General features: G+C 35.1%; 21 protein-coding genes and 1 tRNA gene. 10 read left to right on the top strand and 12 right to left on the bottom strand.

The features are described 5' to 3' along the window. Window positions 1-19: 19 nt before the first annotated feature. From CQZ94_RS02895 to odhA, 4 genes are all read right to left on the bottom strand, one after another. Window positions 20-1,969: a TOMM precursor leader peptide-binding protein gene (locus tag CQZ94_RS02895; protein WP_105584205.1), complete on the bottom strand. Its 1,950-nt coding sequence runs from the start codon at window positions 1,967-1,969 to the stop codon at window positions 20-22. Further along, the gene (locus tag CQZ94_RS02890) at window positions 1,966-3,885 is read right to left on the bottom strand and encodes a putative thiazole-containing bacteriocin maturation protein (RefSeq protein ID WP_105584204.1); all 1,920 of its coding nucleotides are present in this window, start codon (window positions 3,883-3,885) and stop codon (window positions 1,966-1,968) included. Before CQZ94_RS02890 ends, CQZ94_RS02895 begins: the two co-directional genes overlap by 4 nt. Window positions 3,886-4,010: 125 nt before the next feature. Beyond that, the gene (gene odhB, locus CQZ94_RS02885) at window positions 4,011-5,267 is read right to left on the bottom strand and encodes a 2-oxoglutarate dehydrogenase complex dihydrolipoyllysine-residue succinyltransferase (RefSeq protein ID WP_105584203.1); all 1,257 of its coding nucleotides are present in this window, start codon (window positions 5,265-5,267) and stop codon (window positions 4,011-4,013) included. 130 nt (window positions 5,268-5,397) lie between these two features. Next, the gene (gene odhA, locus CQZ94_RS02880; RefSeq protein ID WP_105584202.1) at window positions 5,398-8,265 is read right to left on the bottom strand and encodes a 2-oxoglutarate dehydrogenase E1 component; all 2,868 of its coding nucleotides are present in this window, start codon (window positions 8,263-8,265) and stop codon (window positions 5,398-5,400) included. Between the two features lie 956 nt (window positions 8,266-9,221). On the opposite strand from odhA, the gene CQZ94_RS02875 reads away from it, so the two are divergent. The 9 genes from CQZ94_RS02875 (at window position 9,222) to CQZ94_RS32320 (ending at window position 17,194) form a co-directional block, all read left to right on the top strand. Then, window positions 9,222-9,437 (top strand): helix-turn-helix transcriptional regulator, encoded by a 216-nt coding sequence (locus CQZ94_RS02875; protein ID WP_105584201.1) that lies wholly within the window; start codon window positions 9,222-9,224, stop codon window positions 9,435-9,437. After that, complete coding sequence (locus tag CQZ94_RS02870) at window positions 9,434-9,811, top strand: permease (protein ID WP_105584200.1); 378 nt, start codon at window positions 9,434-9,436, stop codon at window positions 9,809-9,811. The genes CQZ94_RS02875 and CQZ94_RS02870 overlap by 4 nt, the downstream gene beginning before the upstream one ends. Before the next feature lie 28 nt (window positions 9,812-9,839). Further along, window positions 9,840-10,022, top strand: a complete 183-nt coding sequence (locus CQZ94_RS02865; RefSeq protein ID WP_105584199.1) for a DUF3976 domain-containing protein — start codon at window positions 9,840-9,842, stop codon at window positions 10,020-10,022. A gap of 136 nt (window positions 10,023-10,158) precedes the next feature. Further along, window positions 10,159-10,518 carry a hypothetical protein gene (locus tag CQZ94_RS02860; protein WP_105584198.1) on the top strand — a complete coding sequence of 120 codons (360 nt, stop codon included), beginning with the start codon at window positions 10,159-10,161 and terminating at the stop codon, window positions 10,516-10,518. 18 nt (window positions 10,519-10,536) lie between these two features. After that, entirely contained in the window at window positions 10,537-10,806 is a 270-nt protein-coding gene (locus CQZ94_RS02855; protein WP_142395732.1) for a hypothetical protein, read from the top strand. Between the two features lie 80 nt (window positions 10,807-10,886). Then, window positions 10,887-11,432, top strand: a complete 546-nt coding sequence (locus CQZ94_RS02850) for a hypothetical protein (RefSeq protein WP_142395731.1) — start codon at window positions 10,887-10,889, stop codon at window positions 11,430-11,432. A 158-nt stretch (window positions 11,433-11,590) separates the two neighbouring features. Next, entirely contained in the window at window positions 11,591-12,187 is a 597-nt protein-coding gene (locus CQZ94_RS02845; RefSeq protein ID WP_142395730.1) for a DUF4878 domain-containing protein, read from the top strand. A 1,262-nt stretch (window positions 12,188-13,449) separates the two neighbouring features. After that, window positions 13,450-16,728 carry an Eco57I restriction-modification methylase domain-containing protein gene (locus tag CQZ94_RS02835; RefSeq protein WP_181149420.1) on the top strand — a complete coding sequence of 1,093 codons (3,279 nt, stop codon included), beginning with the start codon at window positions 13,450-13,452 and terminating at the stop codon, window positions 16,726-16,728. A 259-nt stretch (window positions 16,729-16,987) separates the two neighbouring features. Next, window positions 16,988-17,194 (top strand): recombinase family protein, encoded by a 207-nt coding sequence (locus tag CQZ94_RS32320; RefSeq protein ID WP_105584193.1) that lies wholly within the window; start codon window positions 16,988-16,990, stop codon window positions 17,192-17,194. A 93-nt stretch (window positions 17,195-17,287) separates the two neighbouring features. Here CQZ94_RS32320 and CQZ94_RS02825 read toward each other — a convergent pair whose 3' ends face one another. Together CQZ94_RS02825 and CQZ94_RS02820 are read right to left on the bottom strand one after the other, a co-directional pair. Continuing rightward, window positions 17,288-17,644, bottom strand: a complete 357-nt coding sequence (locus tag CQZ94_RS02825) for an MEMO1 family protein (protein ID WP_071720112.1) — start codon at window positions 17,642-17,644, stop codon at window positions 17,288-17,290. Window positions 17,645-17,823: 179 nt separating this feature from the next. Then, window positions 17,824-18,093, bottom strand: a complete 270-nt coding sequence (locus CQZ94_RS02820) for a hypothetical protein (RefSeq protein ID WP_105584192.1) — start codon at window positions 18,091-18,093, stop codon at window positions 17,824-17,826. 702 nt (window positions 18,094-18,795) lie between these two features. Between CQZ94_RS02820 and CQZ94_RS02815 the strand changes: the two genes are divergently transcribed. After that, a complete protein-coding gene (locus CQZ94_RS02815; protein ID WP_105584191.1) occupies window positions 18,796-19,386 on the top strand; it encodes a recombinase family protein in 591 nt (196 codons plus the stop codon). A 271-nt stretch (window positions 19,387-19,657) separates the two neighbouring features. On the opposite strand, the gene CQZ94_RS02810 is transcribed toward CQZ94_RS02815, so the two are convergent. From CQZ94_RS02810 to CQZ94_RS02785, 6 genes are all read right to left on the bottom strand, one after another. Further along, the gene (locus CQZ94_RS02810; RefSeq protein ID WP_071720117.1) at window positions 19,658-19,888 is read right to left on the bottom strand and encodes a hypothetical protein; all 231 of its coding nucleotides are present in this window, start codon (window positions 19,886-19,888) and stop codon (window positions 19,658-19,660) included. Window positions 19,889-19,938: 50 nt separating this feature from the next. Beyond that, on the bottom strand, window positions 19,939-20,169 hold the full coding sequence (locus tag CQZ94_RS02805; RefSeq protein WP_105584190.1) for a hypothetical protein: 231 nt from the start codon (window positions 20,167-20,169) through the stop codon (window positions 19,939-19,941). 257 nt (window positions 20,170-20,426) lie between these two features. Next, entirely contained in the window at window positions 20,427-20,663 is a 237-nt protein-coding gene (locus tag CQZ94_RS02800; RefSeq protein WP_105584189.1) for a hypothetical protein, read from the bottom strand. 318 nt (window positions 20,664-20,981) lie between these two features. After that, window positions 20,982-22,247 (bottom strand): DEAD/DEAH box helicase family protein, encoded by a 1,266-nt coding sequence (locus tag CQZ94_RS02795; RefSeq protein WP_105584188.1) that lies wholly within the window; start codon window positions 22,245-22,247, stop codon window positions 20,982-20,984. Window positions 22,248-23,043: 796 nt separating this feature from the next. Then, window positions 23,044-23,961, bottom strand: coding sequence for a tyrosine-type recombinase/integrase (locus CQZ94_RS02790; protein ID WP_225990160.1), 918 nt, complete (start codon window positions 23,959-23,961; stop codon window positions 23,044-23,046). Window positions 23,962-24,079: 118 nt separating this feature from the next. Further along, window positions 24,080-24,152: transfer RNA gene (locus CQZ94_RS02785), tRNA-Val, on the bottom strand. Window positions 24,153-24,288 lie beyond the last annotated feature (136 nt).

Genomic DNA, 24,288 nt, shown 5'->3' with positions numbered 1-24,288 from the left:
ATTTCCCCCTCGCTATGAATTATGGAAAAGGATGCGGATGTGGATTTAAACTTTCATTCGTTAAAGGCTCAGCCCTATATCCAAGTGTCATCGGTACGGTATACACTCTATCCAGTCCTGTAACCCGAGTGAGATGGTGACCGAACGTCATCGGTAACATGCCTGGAATAATGACTTTTACACAATGTAATCCGTTTTTTTCTATAAGGGGTACGGTTTGATCTACAACGATTACTTCAAGTCCAGATTGATGTAGTCGGTTTAAAAGTTGATGAAGATCAGATGTTAAATCCATATCAAATGATTGTAATGCCTTCATTTCTTGGAACGTTTGCACCGGAGCATCGTCTCGTAAAAGGAAGTGAAGACGTTCTTCCGCTTCTTTCAATCCGTACAGCATACTATGATCTTCCATTTGCGTAACGAGATATGGATCTTGTAAACAGTTTTCATATTTCTCTCTTTTTTGCTTGAGCTCATCGTCTGTTATAAGTAACATGCCTGCTATTTCGTGAATTGCACTCTTTAGAGCTCGGATTGGGTCTAAATGAGAGCCTCCTGCACAAACAACGTTCATTCCATTTTCACGCGTATTTTTTGCAATGACCCATAGGCTCGGGATGCCATGTTCCATCGTCGCGTTAAAAGCATGTAATTCATACCCGGTAATCGTGCGTAACCGATGGAGCATTAATTGTAATTCCGTATCATTTGCTGAACTAAGATCAAGGCGGGGAAGAGGTAATTCGGCATACCAAGTGAGCAAAAAGGCGTCACGCTCTACAATTTCTAAAATGCCATGAAAAATTGCCTCTTCTAAGCTACCACCAAGTGCACATCCATTTGATGTTTCATACACGAAAGCATCTCGTTGACCGAGGCTATAATAAGCGATTGCTTCTGGAACTAAAAGTGGCTGGCTTTGTGATAAAGAGTATCCCCATACCCAGTTTTGCTCATAATCAGGATCAAACGGCTTAAATGGAAAACTATCACGATTGTAATGTTCATTTGTATGCACGCCGAGTGTGAGGGGATTCAGTGCAATATGCTCTAGCTCATGAAAACTACCATGCACATTTGACTTTTTCCCGCGAGGCGACATACCGCAATATCGTTCTAATCCTTCCAAAATAGCGGTTGCTTCACTAAGTGCGAATGAATGAGTTCGGCCCGCTACACCTTCATTGCCGAACATTAATGGCATGTTTATAATAACATCAGCAAACGGTAATAAAGAATGTTGCATTTTGCCGTTTAAAATACCAGTCCGGTAATCTAAATAGTCTCTCGTTAAAAATGTGTTTAGCTCGTGAATGGAACGACAGCGATACGTTTCAGTACTCGTTTTCAAACTTGGTTGTAAAGAAATTTGCGCTGCATCTGCTGTATCGTCAGACAAATTGCTGCATACCGGACAGAGAGGGTCTGGAAGAAACGAATGCCGGGTACATTGTAACGTTTGTAAGTCCAGTAAAATGAGTTCATTGTCTATAGAAAAATGTTTGTTAGTTAATATTTTCTCTGTTTCAGCATGAATGAGCTGGCACATTTGTAACATTCCATTTTGGGTGGCGCGTACATCACGCCTCGTCACGTTATCTGCTTTTAACGCATATTTCCGTTGTAGTTCCCACATTTCTTTTTGATCAAATCCAGCTATAAACCGGCGTCCATCAGCGCAGTGGGAACATCCAGTTGTAAGAGGCTTCACGTAAGGACCGATAATACCTTCACCAAACGAAGTAAACGCGCGAAGCCACGGAATATTATTTGAGCGAAAGATAAGCTCAGCATCATGATGTACGGAAGAAGGAGACCCGTCATGTAAGACAAGAGCAAGATGAATGTTTTCAGGAAGAGCTTCTGTAATTGTATGCTGGCGGATGAGGGAATATTGCTTACACAATTGCTCATGTACATATTCTGTGAGTAGGCCATCTCCTATAAGTAATATGTTTTGAGTCATTGGTCATCCTCCTTTGCAATTAATACCCCATATACACCGTCTAAGTTGTCTCTTAAAAATGACTCAATAGCTAAATCAAAAACGAATGGATACAAGTTGTTTTTCGTTAAATTTTGCAAGGCAACTTGTAAAGACTGTACGCCTGGAATTTCTTCCTCTTCTTGTATTGTTACTCTAACAGAATCCGTACTATATAAAACAATGGATGATTCCGGTAACATATTAGCTTTATAAGGAATCTCTTCATTTTGAATATGAAGGAGTGCTTGTTGCAGAGCATTTCTTAACGCCAATGTTATATTAATATTTGCCGCACCATACCATCTATCATTTATACCGATCCAAACGACAGGAAAACCAAGTAACTCCTCACTCATTCCTACTTTAGGTATTTCATGAATTGTAGAGAGAGCATCGTAGTAAAACCTACAATGTTTATCATGAATTTCGGTTAAATCAAGCTCTGTAATCTCTTCTAGCATATGTGATTGGCGTTCATATAACTTATTATTTAAATGTTTTTGTAGTGCTCGGTATACACCTTCTGCCATCGTTTCCCCAGCACCAATACCGATATCAGTATGTTCGGGGATAAGACGATGAATCATTTCAGCTACATATGTTTCAACTCCTGTTAAACCAGCTTCGCGGCGTGCTTCATTATGAGTTAATCCACCGCAAGCTATAGTAGGAAGGAGAGAGGTAGGTCCGTCTGATAATGGATTTGCAACTTGAATATAGCACTGTGATAAAGGCAATTGGTGTAAATCTTGTTCATCCCACATGTGGAATATGCCAGCTTCTTTAGAAGTTAACGTATCAAAAAAACGAAAAAGTTCAGTTGAAGTATATTGTCCGGAACGATGGGCAAGGTTTTCTTGAAGATTTTGCACCGTATCAATTGTAAAGATTTCATCGGTTGCGAGAAGATGTTTTATGAAAGGGTGCCACTTTCCTTCAAGTGTTTCCAAGTTTAATAAAAAGAATTGAGGATTATGCTGCCTGTGTGAATCTTCAGCGACATGTTTAAATAACTCAAAAGCGATAATATTTGCTAACATTGCAGATGTAATTGGTGAGACAGGTTCAGGTGGATTTTCACTTTGTAAAGTAGTTTCGTGTAGACGATGCCAAGCTGATTCCCAGCATTCTTCACGGTCTGCGGTTACGACAGGTCCAGCTAAACCAATTCTTGATAAGCAAATAGCTGGTATGAAATTTTTCTTAAACTCTCTACAAATAGTATGGATTGCTCTTAAACTTTCAATATCTCCATTTTGGGAAACGTATAAAATCCAGTCGAAAGGCTCGAATACTTCATGTAAAGGAAGATCAATTGTAATATCTACTTCTTGAATAAGTACATTGTCATCATTTGCATATGCACGTTCGCTTAGTTCATGAATTCGATCGTAGTTTGTTTCAGCACGATCTGTAACAAGATAATGAAATGTAGGTAAACCAGATTCTAATAAAGACGAAACTAGTGAAGTAAGCATATCGCCAGAACCAATTATAAGCACATTTGCTGCGCGGTACGTTTCGAATTTTAAAGCACCTGAATGGGAATCAGCTTCTAAAAACTCAATTTGCGAAGCGTATCTGTCGAGTAATGCACTGTTTAATTCGTGGGGAGCATCTTGGCTTACATCACGAACGAAACCATTTTCATATAAAATCTCTCCAATTTCAAATACTCGATTTTGATAGGGAAGAGGGAGACCATCGGTTATTTCTGTCAAAGAATGATTACCGTTAAACATAGGCATTAATTTCTCAATCCAGTCATAAATTCCATCACCATCCATACGGAATGAACTGGAGTTATTTCGAAAGTAAACACCCCCGTTTGAATCGGGGAGGAAGAAAGTATCCTTATTTGCTTTAAGTTTTGCATGAACTGGAAGGTTACTCATGTTTATCCCCCTTACGCTTTAGGCATACATTATTAGTCTATGTAGTGTGATTTGTCCCGTATGAACACAATAAAAAAAGGCTGTAGAATGATTCATTCTACAGCCTTTAATAGATTCGTAATCTATCAACCTTCTAATAATAATGATTTTGGATCTTCAAGCATATCTTTAACGGCAACAAGGAAGCTAACTGCTTCTTTACCATCAACAATACGGTGATCGTAAGATAGTGCAAGGTACATCATTGGACGGTTTTCCATACGTTCGTTATCGATCGCAACTGGACGTACTTGGATTTTATGCATCCCTAGAATACCTACTTGTGGACTATTTAGGATTGGTGTCGACATTAGAGAACCGAACACGCCACCATTTGTAATCGTAAATGTACCACCTTGTAGCTCTTTTAATGAAAGTTTATTATCGCGTGCTTTCAGACCTAAATTACGAATCTCGCTTTCAATTTCAGCGAAGTTCAATTGGTTAGCATCGCGTACAACTGGAACAACTAATCCATCTGGAGCTGCTACTGCAATACCGATATCATAGAATTTTTTAATGATAAGCTCGTCGCCTTGAATTTCAGCATTTAATAATGGGAACTGTTTTAATGCTGCAACAACTGCTTTTGTGAAGAATGACATAAAGCCAAGACGTACATCATGTTTTTTCTCGAAAGCATCTTTGCGTTCTTTACGTAATTCCATGATTGCACTCATATCAACTTCGTTAAATGTAGTTAACATTGCAGATGTTTGTTGAACTTCTACAAGACGTTTTGCAATTGTTTGACGGCGGCGGGACATTTTCACACGCTCAACTGGTTTTTCGAATTCAGTTTTTGCAACTGGAGCCGGACTTTGTTTTGGAGCAGCTGGTGCTTCTTTTGGAGCTGCAGCGTGAGCTTGTACATCATGTGGTCTCACACGTCCAAGTGGATCTGTGCTACGTACGTCGTTTAAGTCGATTCCTAATTCACGAGCCATTTTGCGAGCAGCTGGTGATGCGATAGGACGATTTGTATTTGGTAAACCTTGCAACGCTTTATTTTGTTCAGCACTTGGAGCTTCTGCTTTCGGTGCTTCAGTAGTTTCTTGTTTTGGTTGCTCATTAGCCGGAGTAGGTGTACTTACTGCAACTGCTGCGCCGTTTGCATCTAAAATTGCGATAGTAGCGCCAACTTCAACTGTATCTCCAGGTTCGCCTAGTAACTTCGATACAATACCTGAATCCTCTGCAATGATTTCTACATTGACTTTGTCAGTCTCAAGCTCAACAACGCTGCCACCTTTCTCAACTTTGTCGCCTACGTTGATAAGCCATTGTGAAATAGTTCCTTCTGAAATAGATTCTGCAAGCTCAGGTACTTTAATTTCGATCATTTTAAATGTCCTCCCCTTATTTGCCTAACGGTGTGTTTTGTCTTCTTTAATCTTCGGTAATCTCCATGTATTAGCTCGACCTTGGGCAGAATATCTGCCCAAGCTGAGCTAGTGAAATTCGTTGTTACTTTCAGTTGCTGAAAACTTCAATTTCTTGTTTATCTTGACGGAAGTTGTACTTCACATCTAAAGCGTGTGCAACGATTAATTCTTGCTCAGCTTTGTGAGCGAATGGATCGCCACCAGATGGGCTAGAACGATCTGGGCGTCCAATGTAACCTGTTTTCACTTTATCCCCAGCTAGTTCGAACAGAATTGGAGCCATGTAATGCCATGCGCCCATATTACGAGGTTCTTCTTGAACCCAAATGATTTCTTCTAAGTTTTTAAAGCGTTTAATAATAGATTGAACTTTTTCAGCAGGGAATGGGTACAACTGCTCGATACGAACCATATGAACTTCATCTAGGCTGTACTCATGCTTACCACTTTCGATTTCTGCTGCTAAGTCAATTGCCATTTTACCTGTACTTAAAACAAGGCGTTTTACTTTGTTTGGTTTCGCACCAAGGTTTCCTTGTTCTAAAGCAGGTTGGAAACGTCCTTCACTTAACTCACTACCTGTAGAAAGTGTAAGTGGGTGACGTAATAAGCTTTTCGGCGTCATAATTACTAATGGTCGAACAGCCTCTGTTCCTAAGATAGATGCTTGACGGCGCAAGATATGGAAGTATTGTGCTGCGCTCGTTAAGTTTGCAACTGTCCAGTTGTTCTCAGCAGCTAATTGTAAGAAACGCTCTGGACGTGCACTAGAATGCTCCGGTCCTTGACCTTCATAACCGTGTGGTAATAGAAGAACTAGACCTGATTTTTGACCCCATTTCGCTCTTCCTGCTGAAACATATTGATCAAATAATGCTTGCGCAGTATTTGAGAAGTCACCATATTGAGCTTCCCACATCACAAGAGTTTCTGGAGCAAATACGTTATAACCATATTCGTAACCAACAACAGCAGCTTCTGATAACGGACTGTTATGAACAGAGAATGATGCGTTAATGTTCGGTAAACGATGTAATGGTGAATATGTTTCGTTTGTATCAGTATCGTGTAATACGATATGACGATGCGCAAATGTACCACGCTGTGAATCTTGACCAGTTAAACGAATTGGCGTACCTTCTTGTAAAATAGAAGCGAATGCTAAAGATTCAGCAAGTGCCCATTCAATTTTACCGTTCTCTTCCAGAGCATCTTTACGGCGCTCAAGAATTTTCTTCACTTTTGGATATACGTTAAAGCCTTCAGGCCAAGATAATAGTCCTTCATTAATTGCACGAAGCGAGTCAATTGAAACACCAGTGTCAATCGGCTGGATTCCTTTTGCAACAACCTCTGGAACTTTAACGTGAATTGTTGCAGCACTCGTATCAGCTGGTGGCACTTGTGCGTATTCAGCCTTTAATTCCTCTTGTATAAACTGAGTAATTGTTTCAACCTCATCTGCATTCAGAACGCCAGCAGATTGTAATTGATCTGCATAAATTGCTCTTACAGTTGGGTGATTTTTAATTTTTTTGTACACTTGTGGTTGCGTAACTGCTGGATCATCCATTTCGTTATGACCATATCGGCGGTAACCGATTAAATCGATTAAGAAGTCCTTTTTGAACAGCGTACGATATTGGATCGCAAGGTTTGCAGCAGCAAGACAAGCTTCCGGATCATCAGCATTCACGTGAACAATCGGAATATCGAAACCTTTTGCAAGGTCGCTTGAATATTTAGTAGAACGAGAATCATAGCTATCAGTCGTAAAGCCGACTGCATTATTTGCGATAACATGAATAGTTCCGCCAGTTTGGTACGCATTCAATCTACTTAAGTTCAATGTTTCAGACACAACACCTTGACCAGGGAATGCAGCATCACCATGAACTAAAATTACGAATGATTTTGTAGTATCTTGTTCTGGAAGACCAGGTTTTTTACGATTCTCTTGAGCTGCACGTGCGAAACCTTCAACAACAGGGTTAACGAACTCAAGATGACTCGGATTATTTGCTAATGTAACACGAGTGCTAACTTCTTCATTACCAACGACTTGTTCTCTACCTAAATGGTATTTCACGTCGCCAGTCCAGCCAGCATTTGTCTTTACACCTTCTATTTTTGCATGTTTGAATTCTGCAAACATGTGATTATATGGCTTTTCTAATACGTGAGCGAGTACGCTTAGACGACCACGGTGAGCCATACCAATCATGACATCTTCTACGCCGCCTTTAGCACCTTCTGAAACAATTTCATCTAGTACAGGTACAAGCATATCAACGCCCTCTATTGAGAAACGTTTTTGACCAACGAATGTTTTATGCAAGAATTGCTCGAAACCTTCAACAGCAGTTAAACGTTTTAAAAGAGCAGTTCGTTTTTTATTTGATAATGGTTGACGCAATGAATTTGATTCCACCATTTGATGCAACCACGCGCGTTCTTCACTATCTTGTATATGTGAGAATTCATAAGCTAAAGATTTTGTATAAACGTCTTTTAATCTATGAATTACATCAAGTGCAGTGTGAATACCCTCTGGTGCATTTTGCCATACTGTTTTTGCTGGAATCGCTTTCAAATCAGCATCGCTCAGTTCGTTCATTGTTTTCTCGATAAGAGATTGTCCATTTGCAGCATCTTCCATCGGATTAATGTGAGCCAATGTATGCCCGAAAGAACGAATCTGCTCAACAAGTTGAACGACTTTAAGAATCTTTTCAATGTTCCCTGTGTTTTGAGGAGAAAAATGTGTTGCTGTGTTGTCCCCTGTTACGACATCATCTTGAAACGAAGGAGCTCCAAAAATTTCAAAAAGCTCTTGTAATTCCGGATCAACAGAACCTGCTCCAGTTACGTAAAGATCATACTGTTCAATAACATAACCAAGGTTCGGACCATGGAACTTGGCCCAAGGGTTTGTCGTTGTATTCTTCCTCGTCATTTGTTTAAACCTCCCAATGCATATAATCCTTTTCCTATACAAAAGGTGCATTTTGCTCTTTTTCAATAATTGATGAACTAATAATTAATGTAAATGGTTTTCTTTACTCTTATGTTATTACAATAATTTACATAATACCAAACACTATTACTTATCTGTTTTGTAAAAAAACATTCACAATAACTTATCACCCAAGTTAATCTTTCATGTTATAAAGTAATTTTACAGAAAAATGGGGTGGATATATTTGGTATACCTACATTAATAACTATAATTGTTGAATTTAAATATAAGTATAACTATCAGAATGTTTCGATAAAGTTTAGTTCGAATTATGTATATTGAAATAATAAGCGCTTTCATTGATATTATACAACAATATAACGGAATATAGTATAAAAAATAAAAAATTATGAATTTACCATAAACTTTATATCGATAGTGTTAAATATTGAAAGGAAAATGAAGGGTTTCTACAAAAAAAGTGGCTATACATAAAAAATGCTTCATAAACCGTTAGTTTCTATAAATATGGCGAAAAACAACGTAAAAACAATAGCGCACATCACCCAATAAGGAGAAGAATAAAATATTTTAAAAGGATAAAACAAATATGGAGATATTAAATTTTCACAAAAGCGGGGAGGAGATATAGTAACGGCTATATACATTGTTCCATGTTTCATTTCAAAATAGACGTGCTGAATTTGAAAAAGTTTCTTCTATATAAAGTGAAACTTTAATCAGTGGGGGGTTGTCCATCCCCCACTGATTATTAGCCCTCACCAATCGGGCATTTACGGGCAGTTATCGCCCGCCTAACTTCCTTGCATTCGTACTGCCCGCAAATAGCGGGATAAATAGAATGCAAAATAATCTAAATGAATGTAAAGGAACCTTGACGTAAAGTTTGCTTTACATATATACTCGGTATAAGGAAGGAGGGAGAAATTTCCTTGGAAAATAAAATGGTCGAATACCGAAAAAAATTTGGACTATCTCAAGAAAAATTGGCTGAGAAACTTGGGGTTTCTAGACAAACCATTATCTCAATTGAAAAGGGGAAATATGATCCATCACTTCCTTTAGCATTTGAAATAGCAAAAGCATTTCAGACAACGATAGAACATGTATTTATTTATGAAGGAAAAAAAGAGGGGGAGAAAGGATGAATTATTCACAAAAGTACTTTGTAATTATGGGGATTATCTTTTTAATTATGAGTGGAACTATGGTATTAGCAGGTATAATGACGCATTCCGCGCCGCCAATTCCAACTTATACCGTGCTTGCAATGATGATTATGTGTTTTTGCCTAAGTTACTTACACCCGCAATTTAAAGAAAAAGATGAGCGAATGAAACTCATTCGTTACAAAGGAATGTTCTTCAGCTTTTTTGCGCTAACAGCATACTATCTTCTTTTCTCTATTGGCTTAAATTTAAAAGTAATTACACTATCTGCGGTTGAATTATTGAACATATTAATGGCACTTACGATGAGTACAGTTTTTATCTCGTTTGTTGTTTTATCTAAAAGATATTAAGATGTAAGAGAGAAAGGAAGATTAACATATGCAAATGATGTACGCTTTTGGCATGGGGCTTGTTTTATTTTTAGCGGTGTTCCTATTCATTCGTAAAGACGTTCAGGGCGGAACGCTAACGAAACGAGGATTTTATAAAATGATCTGCTGTTTAGTTGTTATGTTTATAGCGATTATCGTAATGATCGTTCTAATTAATAAAACATTATAGAATTTAAAAACGGAACCTTACTTTACAGTAAGGTTTTTCTATTTGAAATTAATACTAAAAATCACCATAAAAACTATTTACTGACTATATTTCCTATTATATAATCCAATAAAATGATAGATAAGGAGAATAGTATATAAATAAAAAAGCTATCTTCTTTATAGCAATATGCCTACTACTTATAGCTAGTATTACTTATATAATATGTAACAAACGAGAACAAGTACCACCTATATTAGTATGGAAGGGCCAGGAATATTACGTTACGAATGAACCTGCCAAAGCAGAAAAATCCGGGCCAAAACTTGGCGAAGTGACGAAGAAAATTGAAACAAGCAAACAGCCTACTAAAGATAGTGAATCCAACATATTACAAGAAAAAACAGAAGTATTCACAATGATTGAAGAAGAAAAAGATAATCACCCGCCGTTAATCATAAAGGAACCTTATAGTGAAGAATATAGGGTAGTAAGGCCGATGTTAAAAGTACTATAAAGTGAAAAGGAGGTTCATATGCAGACAGTAACTTCATATCCATGGTCATTAAGAAAAATATTTGTCTTTTTCCTTTGCTTTATTCTGCCTCCTATCGGTGCAATTTACATTTTGATGAATAGAGAGGCGCTACAAAAGAGGGACTTTATTTTATATTTATTATTTGCTGCTATTAATATATCACTTTGGTTGTCCCTTATGATTTTTGATCGGAGTATATGGATGGTAGCGGGGCATGATGTACTTGGAGTAATTGTTATTGTATTTTCAAATATGAATAAGAGATAAACCGGCAATCTTAAAGTTGCTGGTTTTTATTTTAATACTTTAATGGAGAAACAAACTTTTAATAGAGAGTAGTGGGCGTCATGAGGTGGAAAGCAGGAACTTTTGAAAAAGTAGAAACAAATGACTCATCTATTGAGCAACTAATACATACATTCAAGGAACACAACTTACATGGCGGAGCGGTTATAAGCTGTTTTAAAGTACATAACGAAAATTTTTTCAAAGAAATACCGTATGGAGAAGATGGACACGAGCACTTTTTCAGAAGAATCTTCAACTCTTTAGATATAATTAATAACATAGAAGAGTTAAAAATACATACATCAGAAAAATATAAGTTTCATTTTCAAGAAAGTAACGCAGTAATGCTTGATGATAGCATTGCCGCTCAAATTTTATGGGGCGGAGCATATGTAGAATTTCAAGATCGTCCGGTTGTCGCGAAGCAATTAGCGATTAATGTATGTCAATACATGTTCCAAGATCGATATGAAGATATTAGAGTGTTTGAAAGCTATCGTCCTTGGACAGATTGGTTTTATGATATTGCATGGGATGCTACTTGGATGGTGTTAGATAGTAAGGAGCATAAAATGTGGTTAATTTGTGCTACGGATACGGATTGAAAGACAAAGAGCCTTGTAGTATTTCTACAAGGCTCTTTGTCTTTTGGGAAAGAATAGAAAACAAATCATATAAATGCTATACTAAAAAATGTTTGTAATGTCAGTTTCATACTATTGTATAGTGATGACTTACTAGAAAAGATAAGAGGAGAATGAACGTGAAAAAGATAAAGAAATTATTGCTGTTAATGATGGTAGTAGGATTAACAGTTGGTGTTTTAGCAGGATGTGCAAATCCGAAAGACTCTGTAGAAGAATTTTTAACAGCGATACAAAAAGGTGACTTAGAAAAGGCTCGTACATTTGTTGAAAGTGACAAAGAGTTTAGTAAACTAAATGAAAAAACAGATGATGCTGACGGAAAAGCCATGCTGAGCGCCATTACGAAAAACTTTAAATTTGAAAAAATAGAAGAAGTATCAAAAAAGGATGACAAAGCAGAAGTTAAAGTGAAAGTTACATCTGTTGATCTATCTGTTGCCGTAACAAAAGCAATGGGAGAAGTTATGCCAATGGCCTTCGCTAGTGCCTTTAGTGAAGACAAAGAGCAATCCGAAAAAACAATAGAAAAAACAATGACATCAACTATCATCAAAAACTTAGCAGATAAAGAGGCAGCAATGGCAATTCGCGAAGTTACATTGAACTTAAAGAAAGACAAAGATGGAGACTACAAAATCGTTGCTGATGACAACCTGCAGGAATTATTATTTGCTAATGCGAAGTCTTTGGAGAAGATGTTTGGTGGGAAGTGATTAACTGGCAAGATTTTTAGTTTTTATAAGAAGTAACTTGGATAAAAAGAGACACCATATCACCTAATAGGTTGATATGGTGTTTTTTTATGACCCCGGAGAGGTTCGAACTCACGACCTCCACCCTGTCAAGGTTTAAAAGTTGGAAGCTTATGTATATCAATTGTTTTTATTACGTTTCTAACGACAAACCACTTCACATGAATTATTTATTAACTTTATTATAAAAGGGTTATTTTCTGCTGTAAAGTGGTTAAAAAATTTCGAGGGGCATTTTGTTTTTTTAGGCAATATTTAAACCACATATTATAAAAGGGAATTACATCTGTCTGACGTCTTTTAATATTTATCGTACGTTTAAATGAGTAATCAATGACTTTATTTTTAATTATCCTCCCAGTTCTATTTGATGGGTATTTATTAGTTTATTAGGATTTTGCATTTTAATTGTATTTTATTATAGTTCCTACATTGTAATTTATTTATATTTGAACGGGAATTTTTGATCTCTTTCCAGGAACTGAAGGTATTGGACGATACCTGCTACGAATAGTGGATAAGATACAGCTTCTATATATATATACGTGCTTTGTGGTATCCCAATATAATCATCGGTTATCCAATAAATTGCGGCTACTACTATAAAAATGGGCAGGAAAATAACCCATCTTGATAAATAACTCTCGTTTTGTTTTAATCTTGATATGTTTAACAACAATCTAAGAGATAAAGTTATTACTTTTGAGGCAGCCAGAGTTGCAATGAGAAATTTAATTATAAAATTAACTTTAAAATCAATGAGATAGCACAGGAAGATAAAAGTAATAAATAAAGCTGTTGTTAATGATAAATAAATTAACCCTTTTAAGATCTCACCTTTTCGAAAAACTTTAATAGTGCATAGATAGGAAATAATATTTAAACCTAAGTAACAAATAATAATGAAAAATAATAACATAATACTCCTCCGATGGTTTTAGTTTACACGTAATAATAACATATTTTAAAGGGATGATTTGTCAGAATATGTAGTATTTTATATAAGCTTTTATTTAATATATGAAATATGTTTTTAATCTGACAGTTTGTTCGATTAAAAAGGAGAATCGCAGGTCTATATTCTTGAATTTAAATTGATATAAGTATAATAGGAGTTTTTTTCTACACCTAACACCTTGTATCTTTAGTGATTTATCTATCCTATGATATGGCTGGTTTGTGGTAATATGGAAATAACTACTTTTATAAGGGCGGTATATCAATTGATACATAAACAAATTTTTAATCGAAAACTGTTAAATGAACGATTGGGAAATTTTAAATTAGATCAGATTCCAAACTTCGATGAAAAACTAAAAATATTGACTAATTGGAAACACAGTTTAGAAGACAATGAATTTAAGAAGACTAAAGAAGAATCCTTGCAAGGGAGTTTTCTAATTGACTTTTTTAGAAATGTATTAGGATATCAAGATCAAATTGGAAATGATGAGTGGAATTTAATACAGGAAAGCAAATCTTCAACAGATAGTAGCAAAGCTGACGGAGTTTTAGGCTACTTTACACGTAATAAGCATGATGTACAAGTAATCATTGAATTAAAGGATGCAAAAACACATCTTGACAGTAAACAACGTGGGAGGAAAAATCAGCAAACACCAGTTGAACAGGCTTTTTCTTATGCTTCTAAACAAGGTAAGAATTGTAAGTGGGTTATTGTTTCTAACTTTAAAGAAATTAGGTTTTATAGAAGTTCGACACAATCCGAGTATGAACGATTCGACATAATTGAATTAACAGACGTAGAAGAGTTCAAACGCTTTTACTATTTACTTTGTAAAGAACATCTTATCGATTCAGAAAAAGATTCTAAAACAGATGAGTTTTATGATACAAATGACGCTGAAAAGGAAGAAATTAGCGACAAGTTTTATAAAGAATATAAACAGACGCGTTTAAATGTATTTGAACACTTAAAGACTCATAATCCTCTTGTAGATGAATTAGTCTTATTTGAAAAGACCCAAAAATTAATGGATAGATTTATCTTTGTATGCTTTTGTGAAGACACAGGGCTTCTCCCTGAAAATACGTTTAGACGTGTAATTGAAGCTGCAAAACTATCTTATGTAGTAACTGATACACCAATTTGGGAACAATTAAAGAATCTCTTTTTGTCGATAGACAAAGGAAATCAACGAAACAACATCAATAAATTCAATGGCGGTCTATTTAAATATGACGAAGTTCTTGACTCTCTTAACATTCAAGATTCAATCTTTATAGAGTTCACACGAATTTCAAACAATAATTTTAACAGTGATTTAGATGTAAACATTTTAGGGCACATTTTTGAACAGTCTATATCTGATATAGAAGAAATGAAACAAGAGATACGTGGTGAAAAGATTGGCAAGAATGGAAAACGTAAAAAAGATGGTATCTTTTATACTCCTGAGTATATAACTAGATTTATAGTAGAAGATGCTATCGGAGGTTGGCTATCAGCTAAAAGAAAAGAGTTAGGTGAAGAAAATTTACCTGAACTTATTGATATTGATGAATGGTATAACACAAAATTGAAAGAAAGGGAGGCTGAATATAATAGAAAGCTAGATGCTATCGAAAAAAGAAAATTAAAAAGTTCAGCAAAATCTGTTCGTACTGCTGCTGAAAATAAATGGTTAAATTTTTGGTTGGCGTATAGAGATGTACTCTCAAATATTAAAGTTTTAGACCCAGCTTGTGGTTCTGGTGCTTTTTTGAACCAAGCTTTTGATTATTTGTACAAGGAAGGCATGATTGTAAACGAGGCAATTACGGGGGTAGGACAATTAACTCTGTTTGATCTAAATAAGCACATCTTAAAAAATAATTTGTTTGGAGTAGATCTAAACAAGGAATCGGTAGAAATCACAAAGCTTTCTCTGTGGCTGAAAACTGCCAGTGCAAAAGATGAATTGACTACACTCGATAAAAACATCCAATGTGGTAACAGTTTAATAGACAATGCAAGTCCCGCACTAAAACCTTTTGATTGGTCAGAATCTTTTAAAGACATTATGGACAATGGAGGTTTTGATGTCATTATTGGAAACCCGCCTTATGTACGTAATGAATTTATTGGTCATTACAAACCTTTTTTAGAAAAGAATTATACAGTTTTTAGTGGTAGTGCTGATTTATATACTTACTTTCTAGAAAAAAGTCTAAACTTACTTAAAGAAAAAGAAGGACGTTTGTCACTTATTTTTCCTAATAAGTTTATGAAAGCTAGGTATGGAAAGCCTTTAAGAGGCTTCTTGCTTAATTATCAAATACTTAAACTTATTGACTTTGGAGATTTGCCTATATTCCAAGATGCTGTAACCTATCCTTTAATCTTATCTATGAAAAAAGCTTCTCCCAAAAAAGCATATGATATTAAAGCATGTGATGTAAAAGAAAAAAATGTTACAAATTTGGACGAGTACTTAGAAGAAAACTCTTTTCCTATTAAGTCGAATAAATTAGATGACGGTTTTTGGTATATAGGCAATACAGAGAGTACTTCCATCTTCGAAAAAATAAAAAAGCAAGGGACTTCTCTATCTAAATGGTTAGGTAAGGACATCTACGGTGGAATCAAGACTGGTTATAACACCGCTTATATTATTGATGAAGAAAAGAAAATGGAACTCATCAATGATGATCCTAAGGCTGCTGATATTATACACCCTTTCACTATGGGTACAGATATTCGACAATATCTAGTTGCAGACAAAGATCGCTTTATTATTTTAGTTGAAAAAGGAATAGATATAAGCAATTATCCTAGTATCTTAAATCATCTTAATCAATATAAAGAACCTCTATCTAATAGAAGTGATATTAAAGGTAAAGGTGAATGGTACGAGTTAAGGGCTTGTTCTTATTATGAAGAATATAAGAAAGTAAAAATCATCTTTCCTGATATTGCACCTATACCACGCTTTTCTCTTGATACAGTAGGTAGGTATATAGATATGACTGGCTTTTTTATTCCTTCTGACTCAAAATATTTATTAGGATTATTGAACTCAGAACTCCTTTTTTATTATATGTTTGCAACAGGTGCTGCAATCAGAGGAGGATACTTACGATTTAAACGTCAGTATCTTAATGACTTTCCTGTAAAAACTCCTAAAAGTGCTGAGAAGCTTAGGATTGAAAATTTAGCTAATCAATTACTTGAGTTGAATACATCTTTGTATAACGAACAACACTCCTTTTTAGATTATTTGAAAGAGATGAAAGGACTAGAAAAACCTTCGAAAAAGCTAGATAAATTCTTTAATCTTTCTTACAAGGAATTTATAGGAGAATTAAATAAAAAAAAGGTGAAGTTAACCGAAGTAGAAGCCTTTGATTTTAAGCCTGTTTTTGAAAAGAAAAAAGAAAAAATAATTTTAACACAACAACAAATTAAAGCTGTACAATGCGAAATAGACAAGGAAGTTTACACTTTATACAATTTGAATGATAATGAGATTGCTGTTATTAAAAAACAAATCGCTAACTAACTTTTACTTTCATTTAATATCTACCTCTAAAAAGGCAGTTACCTCTTCAACTGGTAATTGCCTTTTGTTATACAGCGGTGCCATAACTTAAAAGGATTAACATACATAAGCTTCCTCTGTGATATCGAGATATCTAAGGGTAGCGTAACTTAAGGGCATAAATCCATATAGAAAAAATACAGATAAGCTAAAGTGTCTATAATAGGTCAAGGTTTAGATGTACAACTTGTAAGCACTCCAAAATAAAAACTGTGGAAAAATCTACTCTAAAAATTTTACTGGAACTACATCTGATAGATCCCAATTCAATATAGTTTTAAGTCATCTTTCTAAAGTTGACACATTAGTAATCACTAAATTAGATAGATTTATAAGGGACATGCGTAATGGGATTGAGGTTATTGAACACCTTTTCAAGAAGGACGGTCGTGTTCTCAATGCAGTAATATTAGAAAATACAATATAGAAGAAGATTATCTAAAGAAAAAATTGTTATTCTAAAAGATAGACTTAAATAAATTAGGGGTAAATCCTTACCCCTTTTTATCCTCATCACTTTTTAAACTTGTTTCATTCTACGTTTTTCCCCAACAAAGTGACCCCAGTCATAAGCTAACTTCATGATTATAATTTCTTCATCTGTAAGTTCACGTTGTAGATAACCCTCAATGTAAGCCCTTGTGGCTGTACTTACATTCCTCATTGTACTTGAATCGACGTGATTATGGAGAAGATAATCTAAAAATCTCCCCCTCTCACTGTTCTCCATGTGTTTCATGTATTCAATCATTTCTTCAACTGACTTAGTACCACCAAAGTGCTTTTCTGATAATACCTTTAACAATTCAAATTTCTCAGTATCATCCATTTTATACATAGCTACTAAAATCTCATCGGCTGTCATTTTCTTAGTCATTGCAGCAAGCCCTCCCTAAATGTTCCTGGAAAATTGGTGAAATTTTATTTTTAAGAATCGGGTATTGCATTTTAATGCCCTCCTAAATGTAGTTGTTTTGTCGTTACATTTAGGTACTTGCAAAAGGCACAAGTTTTAGGACATTAAAATTGTGATTAACAAAAAAATTTTCTTACAGGTTATTCCACATGACCATTCATTTGTTTTTCTAGTTCTTTATCAATTTCCTTATTGTGTTCCTTAATCCATTCATCACACTCAGAATCATAAAAGGTTTCTAAGTCAGTAATAAGTTTCCTTGCCTTTTCAGGTGAAATGATTTTACCCCACCTGTCCACAAAACAGAGACCTTGTTCCTCAGTAACGCCCTCATTATCCTCAATAGTGACTGTTATTTCCTCCAATGTAATCACGTTATTGTATTTAGATACGTTCATAGCTTTTCCCATTAGTTGCTTCCTCCTAGAAAATCATATTTAAGGTATTCAGGTAGATTATTATAATCAACATTTGTTGAACCTTGTCCTTCTTCCTCAACGTTAGGTGCTACATTGCCCACGAATTAAAAGTTAATCACCTCAGAATCGTCTATAGGGTATTCCGATATTTACCATAAAGGTTTAGAAACCGCCTCGTATATTTAGTAACCACTAGACGACCTCAAAAAAGACCCCCTGCCCCCTATGGTGGGGGTGTTAGGGATACAAATAATAGCGAATCCCAATGTACCGCCCAGCGTCCTCGCAACTGTCTCTGCTGATTACCTTCATTACTTGTTCATTGCTTATCTATTGCCCTCACCTCGCCTCGTGTGCCATGCTTGTTACTTCCTTTTATCTTACTGGTATCCTTGTCAATGATAGTAGGGTATATAGTACCCCAGCTTAGTCCTTAACCTATCATCTTACCAACGTAGTACCGACCAGTATTGGTATTATACAGCCTTTACTTATCAATGTTCTAGTAATACGTTTTTGATTGACACTATTGATTGGAAGGAATTACAGCGTGGCTTTCAGTGATTGTTTTCACCTACAATGTATCATAAAGTCTACACTTGTTGACACTAACAAAGAGTGGCTGTATTATAGGGTTTGTATAGTATCAAAAAGTCGTATCAAATAAAAATGTCTAAAAAGGGGAAAATAACAATGATTTATGGCTATGGACGTGTAAGTACAAATAAACAAGAATTGGATATTCAAATAAAAGCACTTAAAGAGGCTGGTTCTACAAAGATATATAAAGAAAAGATCAGTGGGGCTAAAGCTGACAGAAAAGAACTTAACAAGCTATTAGAAGAAATTAAAGCTGGTGACACGCTTGTAGTAACTAAGGCTGACCGTATAGCACGTTCATTATCACAGTTAGAGAATATCGTTACTGATTTAACTAATAGAGGTGTAGCGGTTCATATAATCAATATGGGAATGTTTACAGCCGAGACTATGGAAAATCCTATGACAAAACTATTATTCAATGTATTAGGGGCGTTTGCTGAATTTGAACGTTCTATGATACTTGAAAGAACTCAGGAAGGCATTAAAGAGGCTAAAGAGAAGGGCGTTAAGTTTGGTAGAAAATCTAAGACACATAAAATTGAAGGGGCTTTATTAAATGCCATTCAGCAAGTTGAAGCTGGTACAATATCACAGCCTGAGGGGGCTGAATTTGCAAAGTGTAGTGTTGCTACATTTAAGAGAAGATTAAAAGAATACAGAGAACAACAAGGTGCTAAATAATGGCCTCTTGTTTGTGCAGAAAAAATAATTTTGAGGCGACTGTATAAAGAGGGAGTGGAAGCGAAAAAAGTGAGATTTGCACAGAAAAGCACAACTAATCCATTCTGATGAATGCAGTCGTATTAAGGAATGAACACTGTTTTTTTACATTTCACTGATTGTGCATTCTATAGCTGAATTCACACATAAGATTCATGAAATTACGATATATAGTAAAACCCCTCAGAAATAACCTGAGAGGTTTCATATACTATTAAGATTACGCTAGTCACTATTTAGCTAGTTTCATAAACTCGTCACTGTGGCTATCTTTGTATTTCATAAACAAGCCATAACAATCTTTTCGACTCTTACCGTTTACAATACTTTTAATAGTTGCCTTAGTGACAGGAAACATTGTTTCTAGCTGGTGTGATTGTAATCCTTCTACCTTGTTTAGATACAGTATTTTATATACGTCTCTATCTGTCAATTTTATGTTGTTAAATCCAATACCATTCATAAACGCCTTTCCTTTCCAAATAATTTAGCCTTTTAATTCGCTTTTCTTATTCAATTATCATAATCTTCTTCATCTGGATTCTCATCAATTGGTTCTAGGTCTATAATTAAACGCTTAACAATTCCTTTTTCATCTGTTTCACCAAATACAGAAAACCAACCTCCATCACTTTCTGTCTCTATTTGTAGTCCTAAAATATCACAGTCCCCTAATCGAATAGTTTCTGTATCTGTAGCAAACTCCCCTAAATAAATAATGCCATTCTTAACGTTTGTTTTCATTGTTAGTACCTCCAAGTATTTTTTTGTGGGCTTGAATCAGCCCTTACACTTAGATACTTGCAATTTCATTTCATAATAGGACATTAAATTGAAAGTTTTTTATAAGAACAACAAAAAGTTATATTCCTTACACGAAAAAGCCAAATCTTGAAGTAACCTTACTAATAAATCTTCTTTTATGATCTGAATTTTCAATTCTTTCCCAATGCTGCCTCTCGTGAGGAGATTATACTAATAAAAAATAAAAGGATAGGCGATTATGCCCATCCTCGTCTTTTCTTATATTCTTGGTCAACTTCTTCTATACATTCCTTTGAACAAAACATTAAACATGCTATTTCAGTACTATACTTGTCACAGTAGTCCCAAGTATAATATCCACCTTTAGGTTCTTTAGGAACATATATAACTTTGTCGCAATGTCTACAGCGATAGTGCCAATGCCCCTTGTATTTCTTCTTATATGGATTGTAAGAATATCGTTCTAGTTCCAAGCCATTTCCTCCTATACTTATTAAAGTACTTATATCATGTTATTGATTTTTTATTCTACCTCGGCTACGCCTCGTGTTCGGGCAAAGAATGCCCTCACCACTATTTTTAGAAATAATACTATTCTATATAGCTATTAAAGTATACCCTGAATAATCACGAAGAGGGGTAGCTTAGGCTATCCCTTGTAGTGTTATTCGGGATTGTCTTTTAATACTTATAACATTTTTATATCTTTCTTATAAGGGAATATTCAAGAAACCCAGTGTTATCAAGGGTTACAACGTTTCTTTACTAAGCAATAAAAGTAGAGAAAGTAATTAAATTTCATTATTGAGGTACTGTTCCAACAACGTTCTCATTCGCTTAGATGGAATAAAAACATCTATTGACTTTCCTGTACGAATACGACTGCGGAAAAGCCATTGAAGTAGTTCTGATAATGCAAATAAATCACCATTAAGCTGTATACCTTGCTTATTAAAAAAGTGTTTTATCAAAGGATTTGTATAAATGTTAGCTAAATAGATACATGTCCTTTTATGTTGGAATTGGTTTGTAGCACGTGCATTTACACTTACAAAGTGTTCTTTCAACCCCATAGGTGCTAGGCTATCTTTAAACTCTTTAAAAGTAGTCCACATGACCTCATTTGTAGGTACATTACATTTATTACGGTAGAAGTTATAAGCGTTATCTCTAATGACTTTCTTTGTATCCTTATTTTTAGTTTTCTTTTTTAAATCAGACACACTAAAATAATTATGCTTATTTCCCATCTTGTTCATATCCTTTTTATCTTTAGGTGAAAGATAATAAATGTTAATCATTTCCTTCAAATGTGAACGGTCTTCATTTTTAAAAGACACAGATGGTGCTAACTTATAGTTACTACCTTCCTTTACAACTGATTTATAGATATACTCTTGACCAAATAAATCAAAATAAGCACGTTGAATCTGTCCATCGAACATATAGGTCAGAATAAAAACTTCCTCAAAACACTTAAATATTTCCACAGGGAAGATCCAATATACTGCACTCGGTTCATTTGCTTTGTCTTCATACATCATTAAGTTCCCTGAATAAGCTAGGTTCCTCAATTTTTCAAAATATCCTTTTCTATAATCAAGTTGCTTCCAGTGAACAACACCGTTTTGATTTACTCCAATTACCTCGTTTTCTGTTAGCATTTTCAAGTCATCTTTTGAAACATCTACTTGTTCAATAACATCCATAACTTCATCTAGGATTAGCGTGTAATTCTCCATGTCTAACAGATCAATGACTTCATTATCTATATTTCTAAAAAGTGAATGTGTAGAAACAATGTTTTTACCTTCTGAGATGAGACGTTTTATATCTTCTAGCTTTGTTTCTCCTTTACAATCAGCCTGTGGTTGTTGAAAATTACGATTAACAGAAGTAATTATTCGTTCTACCTCATTTTTGAAGGGGGTAATGTAAATAAACTTTTGATATGCTGGTGCGTTTTTCATGAACTGTATTGCCCAACTAGTTTTACCACTACCCATAATTGAGTCAATGATGTTAATTTTTGTTTGTACTGGATGTTTTAATAACATACCTAAACTCCTTTTCTCATATAGTTCTGTAAGATTTGTCTTACACTTAACTACTTGCAGGAAAAGAGTAAAATAGGACAAATAGATTTGATTAGTAGTTACTTTCTTCTACAAATATCCTTATCTAGTGGTAATTAAAATGATTTGAATCTCTTGACTTTAGGTTTTCCTTTTCGCTGAATTAACTAGATTTGTCTAGGAAATATTGGACAGAAGAATGACTACCTTTATAACACTTCAAAAAACAAAGTGCTATAAAAGTAGACGTTCTTTAATACTGAATTAAACTGAGTTTGCTGAGGTTTCCATCGTATCACCTTGTTTGAACGCTAGATTTTCATCTGCAACGAACTTTTAACATGTCATGCTTGTCCAACATGCTGAAAAACTTAGGGAAGGAATTGTACTACTGACATACCCTTAATTACTCGTAACCTAATATGATCTTTCTTATTCGTTGCTACCTGTACCGTAGTACACCAAGCAACCAGCCGAACCGTTAGTGGTCGTTCTCACCTAGACTCTTAACAACGTAAACAAGGAACCGTTATCTGTTAGGACGCTTAATTTTATGACATTGGCTTAGCTAACCTGTTCAAGTGTTTAGTGTGGTGTTAGGTCATTCCCACATTCGAAAATCTCTGTACACTAGCTAAAAAAGACAATAGGAAACTAGACCTCTTGCATTATATTTTTGAAAAATTTATAATGGAGGTGCTGAATGTACGGAATTTCCGTTATTTAGTTTTGAATTTGAATTTTGGTCACCTATTGCCGTAGGTGGCTTTTTTCCTATTTATATATCTATCGTATTTAAAGGATTAAACTTGTCGTTTTGTTCTTTTAAGTCATTTCCCCACATAGCTGCGTATCTTTCTGTTACTACTATGGACGAATGTCTCATTAACCTTTGAACCGCAAATGTACTCATTCCCGATTGGATACAGCGTTGACAGAATGTATGTCTAAATGTATGGCTGGAAAGACGTACATCTTTAAAATTCATAATCTTGGCTAGACGTTTAAAGACGTTTTGTACCGCATTAGGAGTTAATTGTTTATTAGTACGGTTTGAAAAAACGTATTCTGAAAGTCCTTTTTCTACAAAGATCTGTTCGCAAAATGTTTTGTATGTCGCTAACTCCATAATTACCTTATCGGCAACAGGAATAGATTCTCTTTTACGACTTTTCCCAAATACAGATAAAGTTTGATATTTGAAGTCAATATCAGTCCACTTTAGGGAACATAATTCAGATTGTCGCAACCCTGTACCAAGTAAAACAACGATAATGGAATAGTCACGATATGCGTAAAAGGTTTTTTCACGCTGTTTAATCCTTCTATAGTAGTTAAGCATTTGTTTAATGTGATAATCCGTAAATACATCAATACGTACATCTTCTCGTGCTTTCTGTATTTTCTTAGCAGGATTATTCTTAATGACTTCACATTCAATCATATAATTAAGAAAAGCACGAATACGTTGCAACTTAGAGTTTGTAGTGGTTGCGTTGTTTCCTTTCTTTTGATAATGCAAGATATATCGCTTCATAATACTTGTAGTAATATCCTCGACATTGATAACATCATGTTCTAAACAGAAATTTTCAAACTGTTTCAGAATATCCCGATAGCTTTGTAGCGTTTTCGGTGTAACATTCTTAAACTCTCTATCGTCCAAAAAATCAAGGACAGCAAATTTTAACAACAAAAAACCACCCCGCATTTTTTTGCGAAGTGGTTTTCGTTTAGTCGTACCGGTTTGGTAATGACCATAACATTTTTAATTGTTAAGAAACGTACTCAAACCCTTGATATAACTAACTGTATGACCCCGGAGAGACTCGAACTCACGACCTCCACCCTGTCAAGGTGGCGCTCTCCCTGCTGAGCTACGGGATCTTCAAAAATGCTTATGTAATAGCATCTTTAATAATTATGCTAAAGCAATTATATATAATTAACTGAAATTTTACAATATTTTATAGCAATCTTTTAAAGGTAATGTATTTGGAATCACGCTAGTAGTGTATTAAGG

Source organism: Bacillus sp. MYb209, assembly GCF_002975175.1.
In the GTDB taxonomy this organism is placed as follows: Bacteria; Bacillota; Bacilli; order Bacillales; family Bacillaceae_G; genus Bacillus_A.
This window is presented reverse-complemented; position numbering and strand designations above follow the sequence as displayed.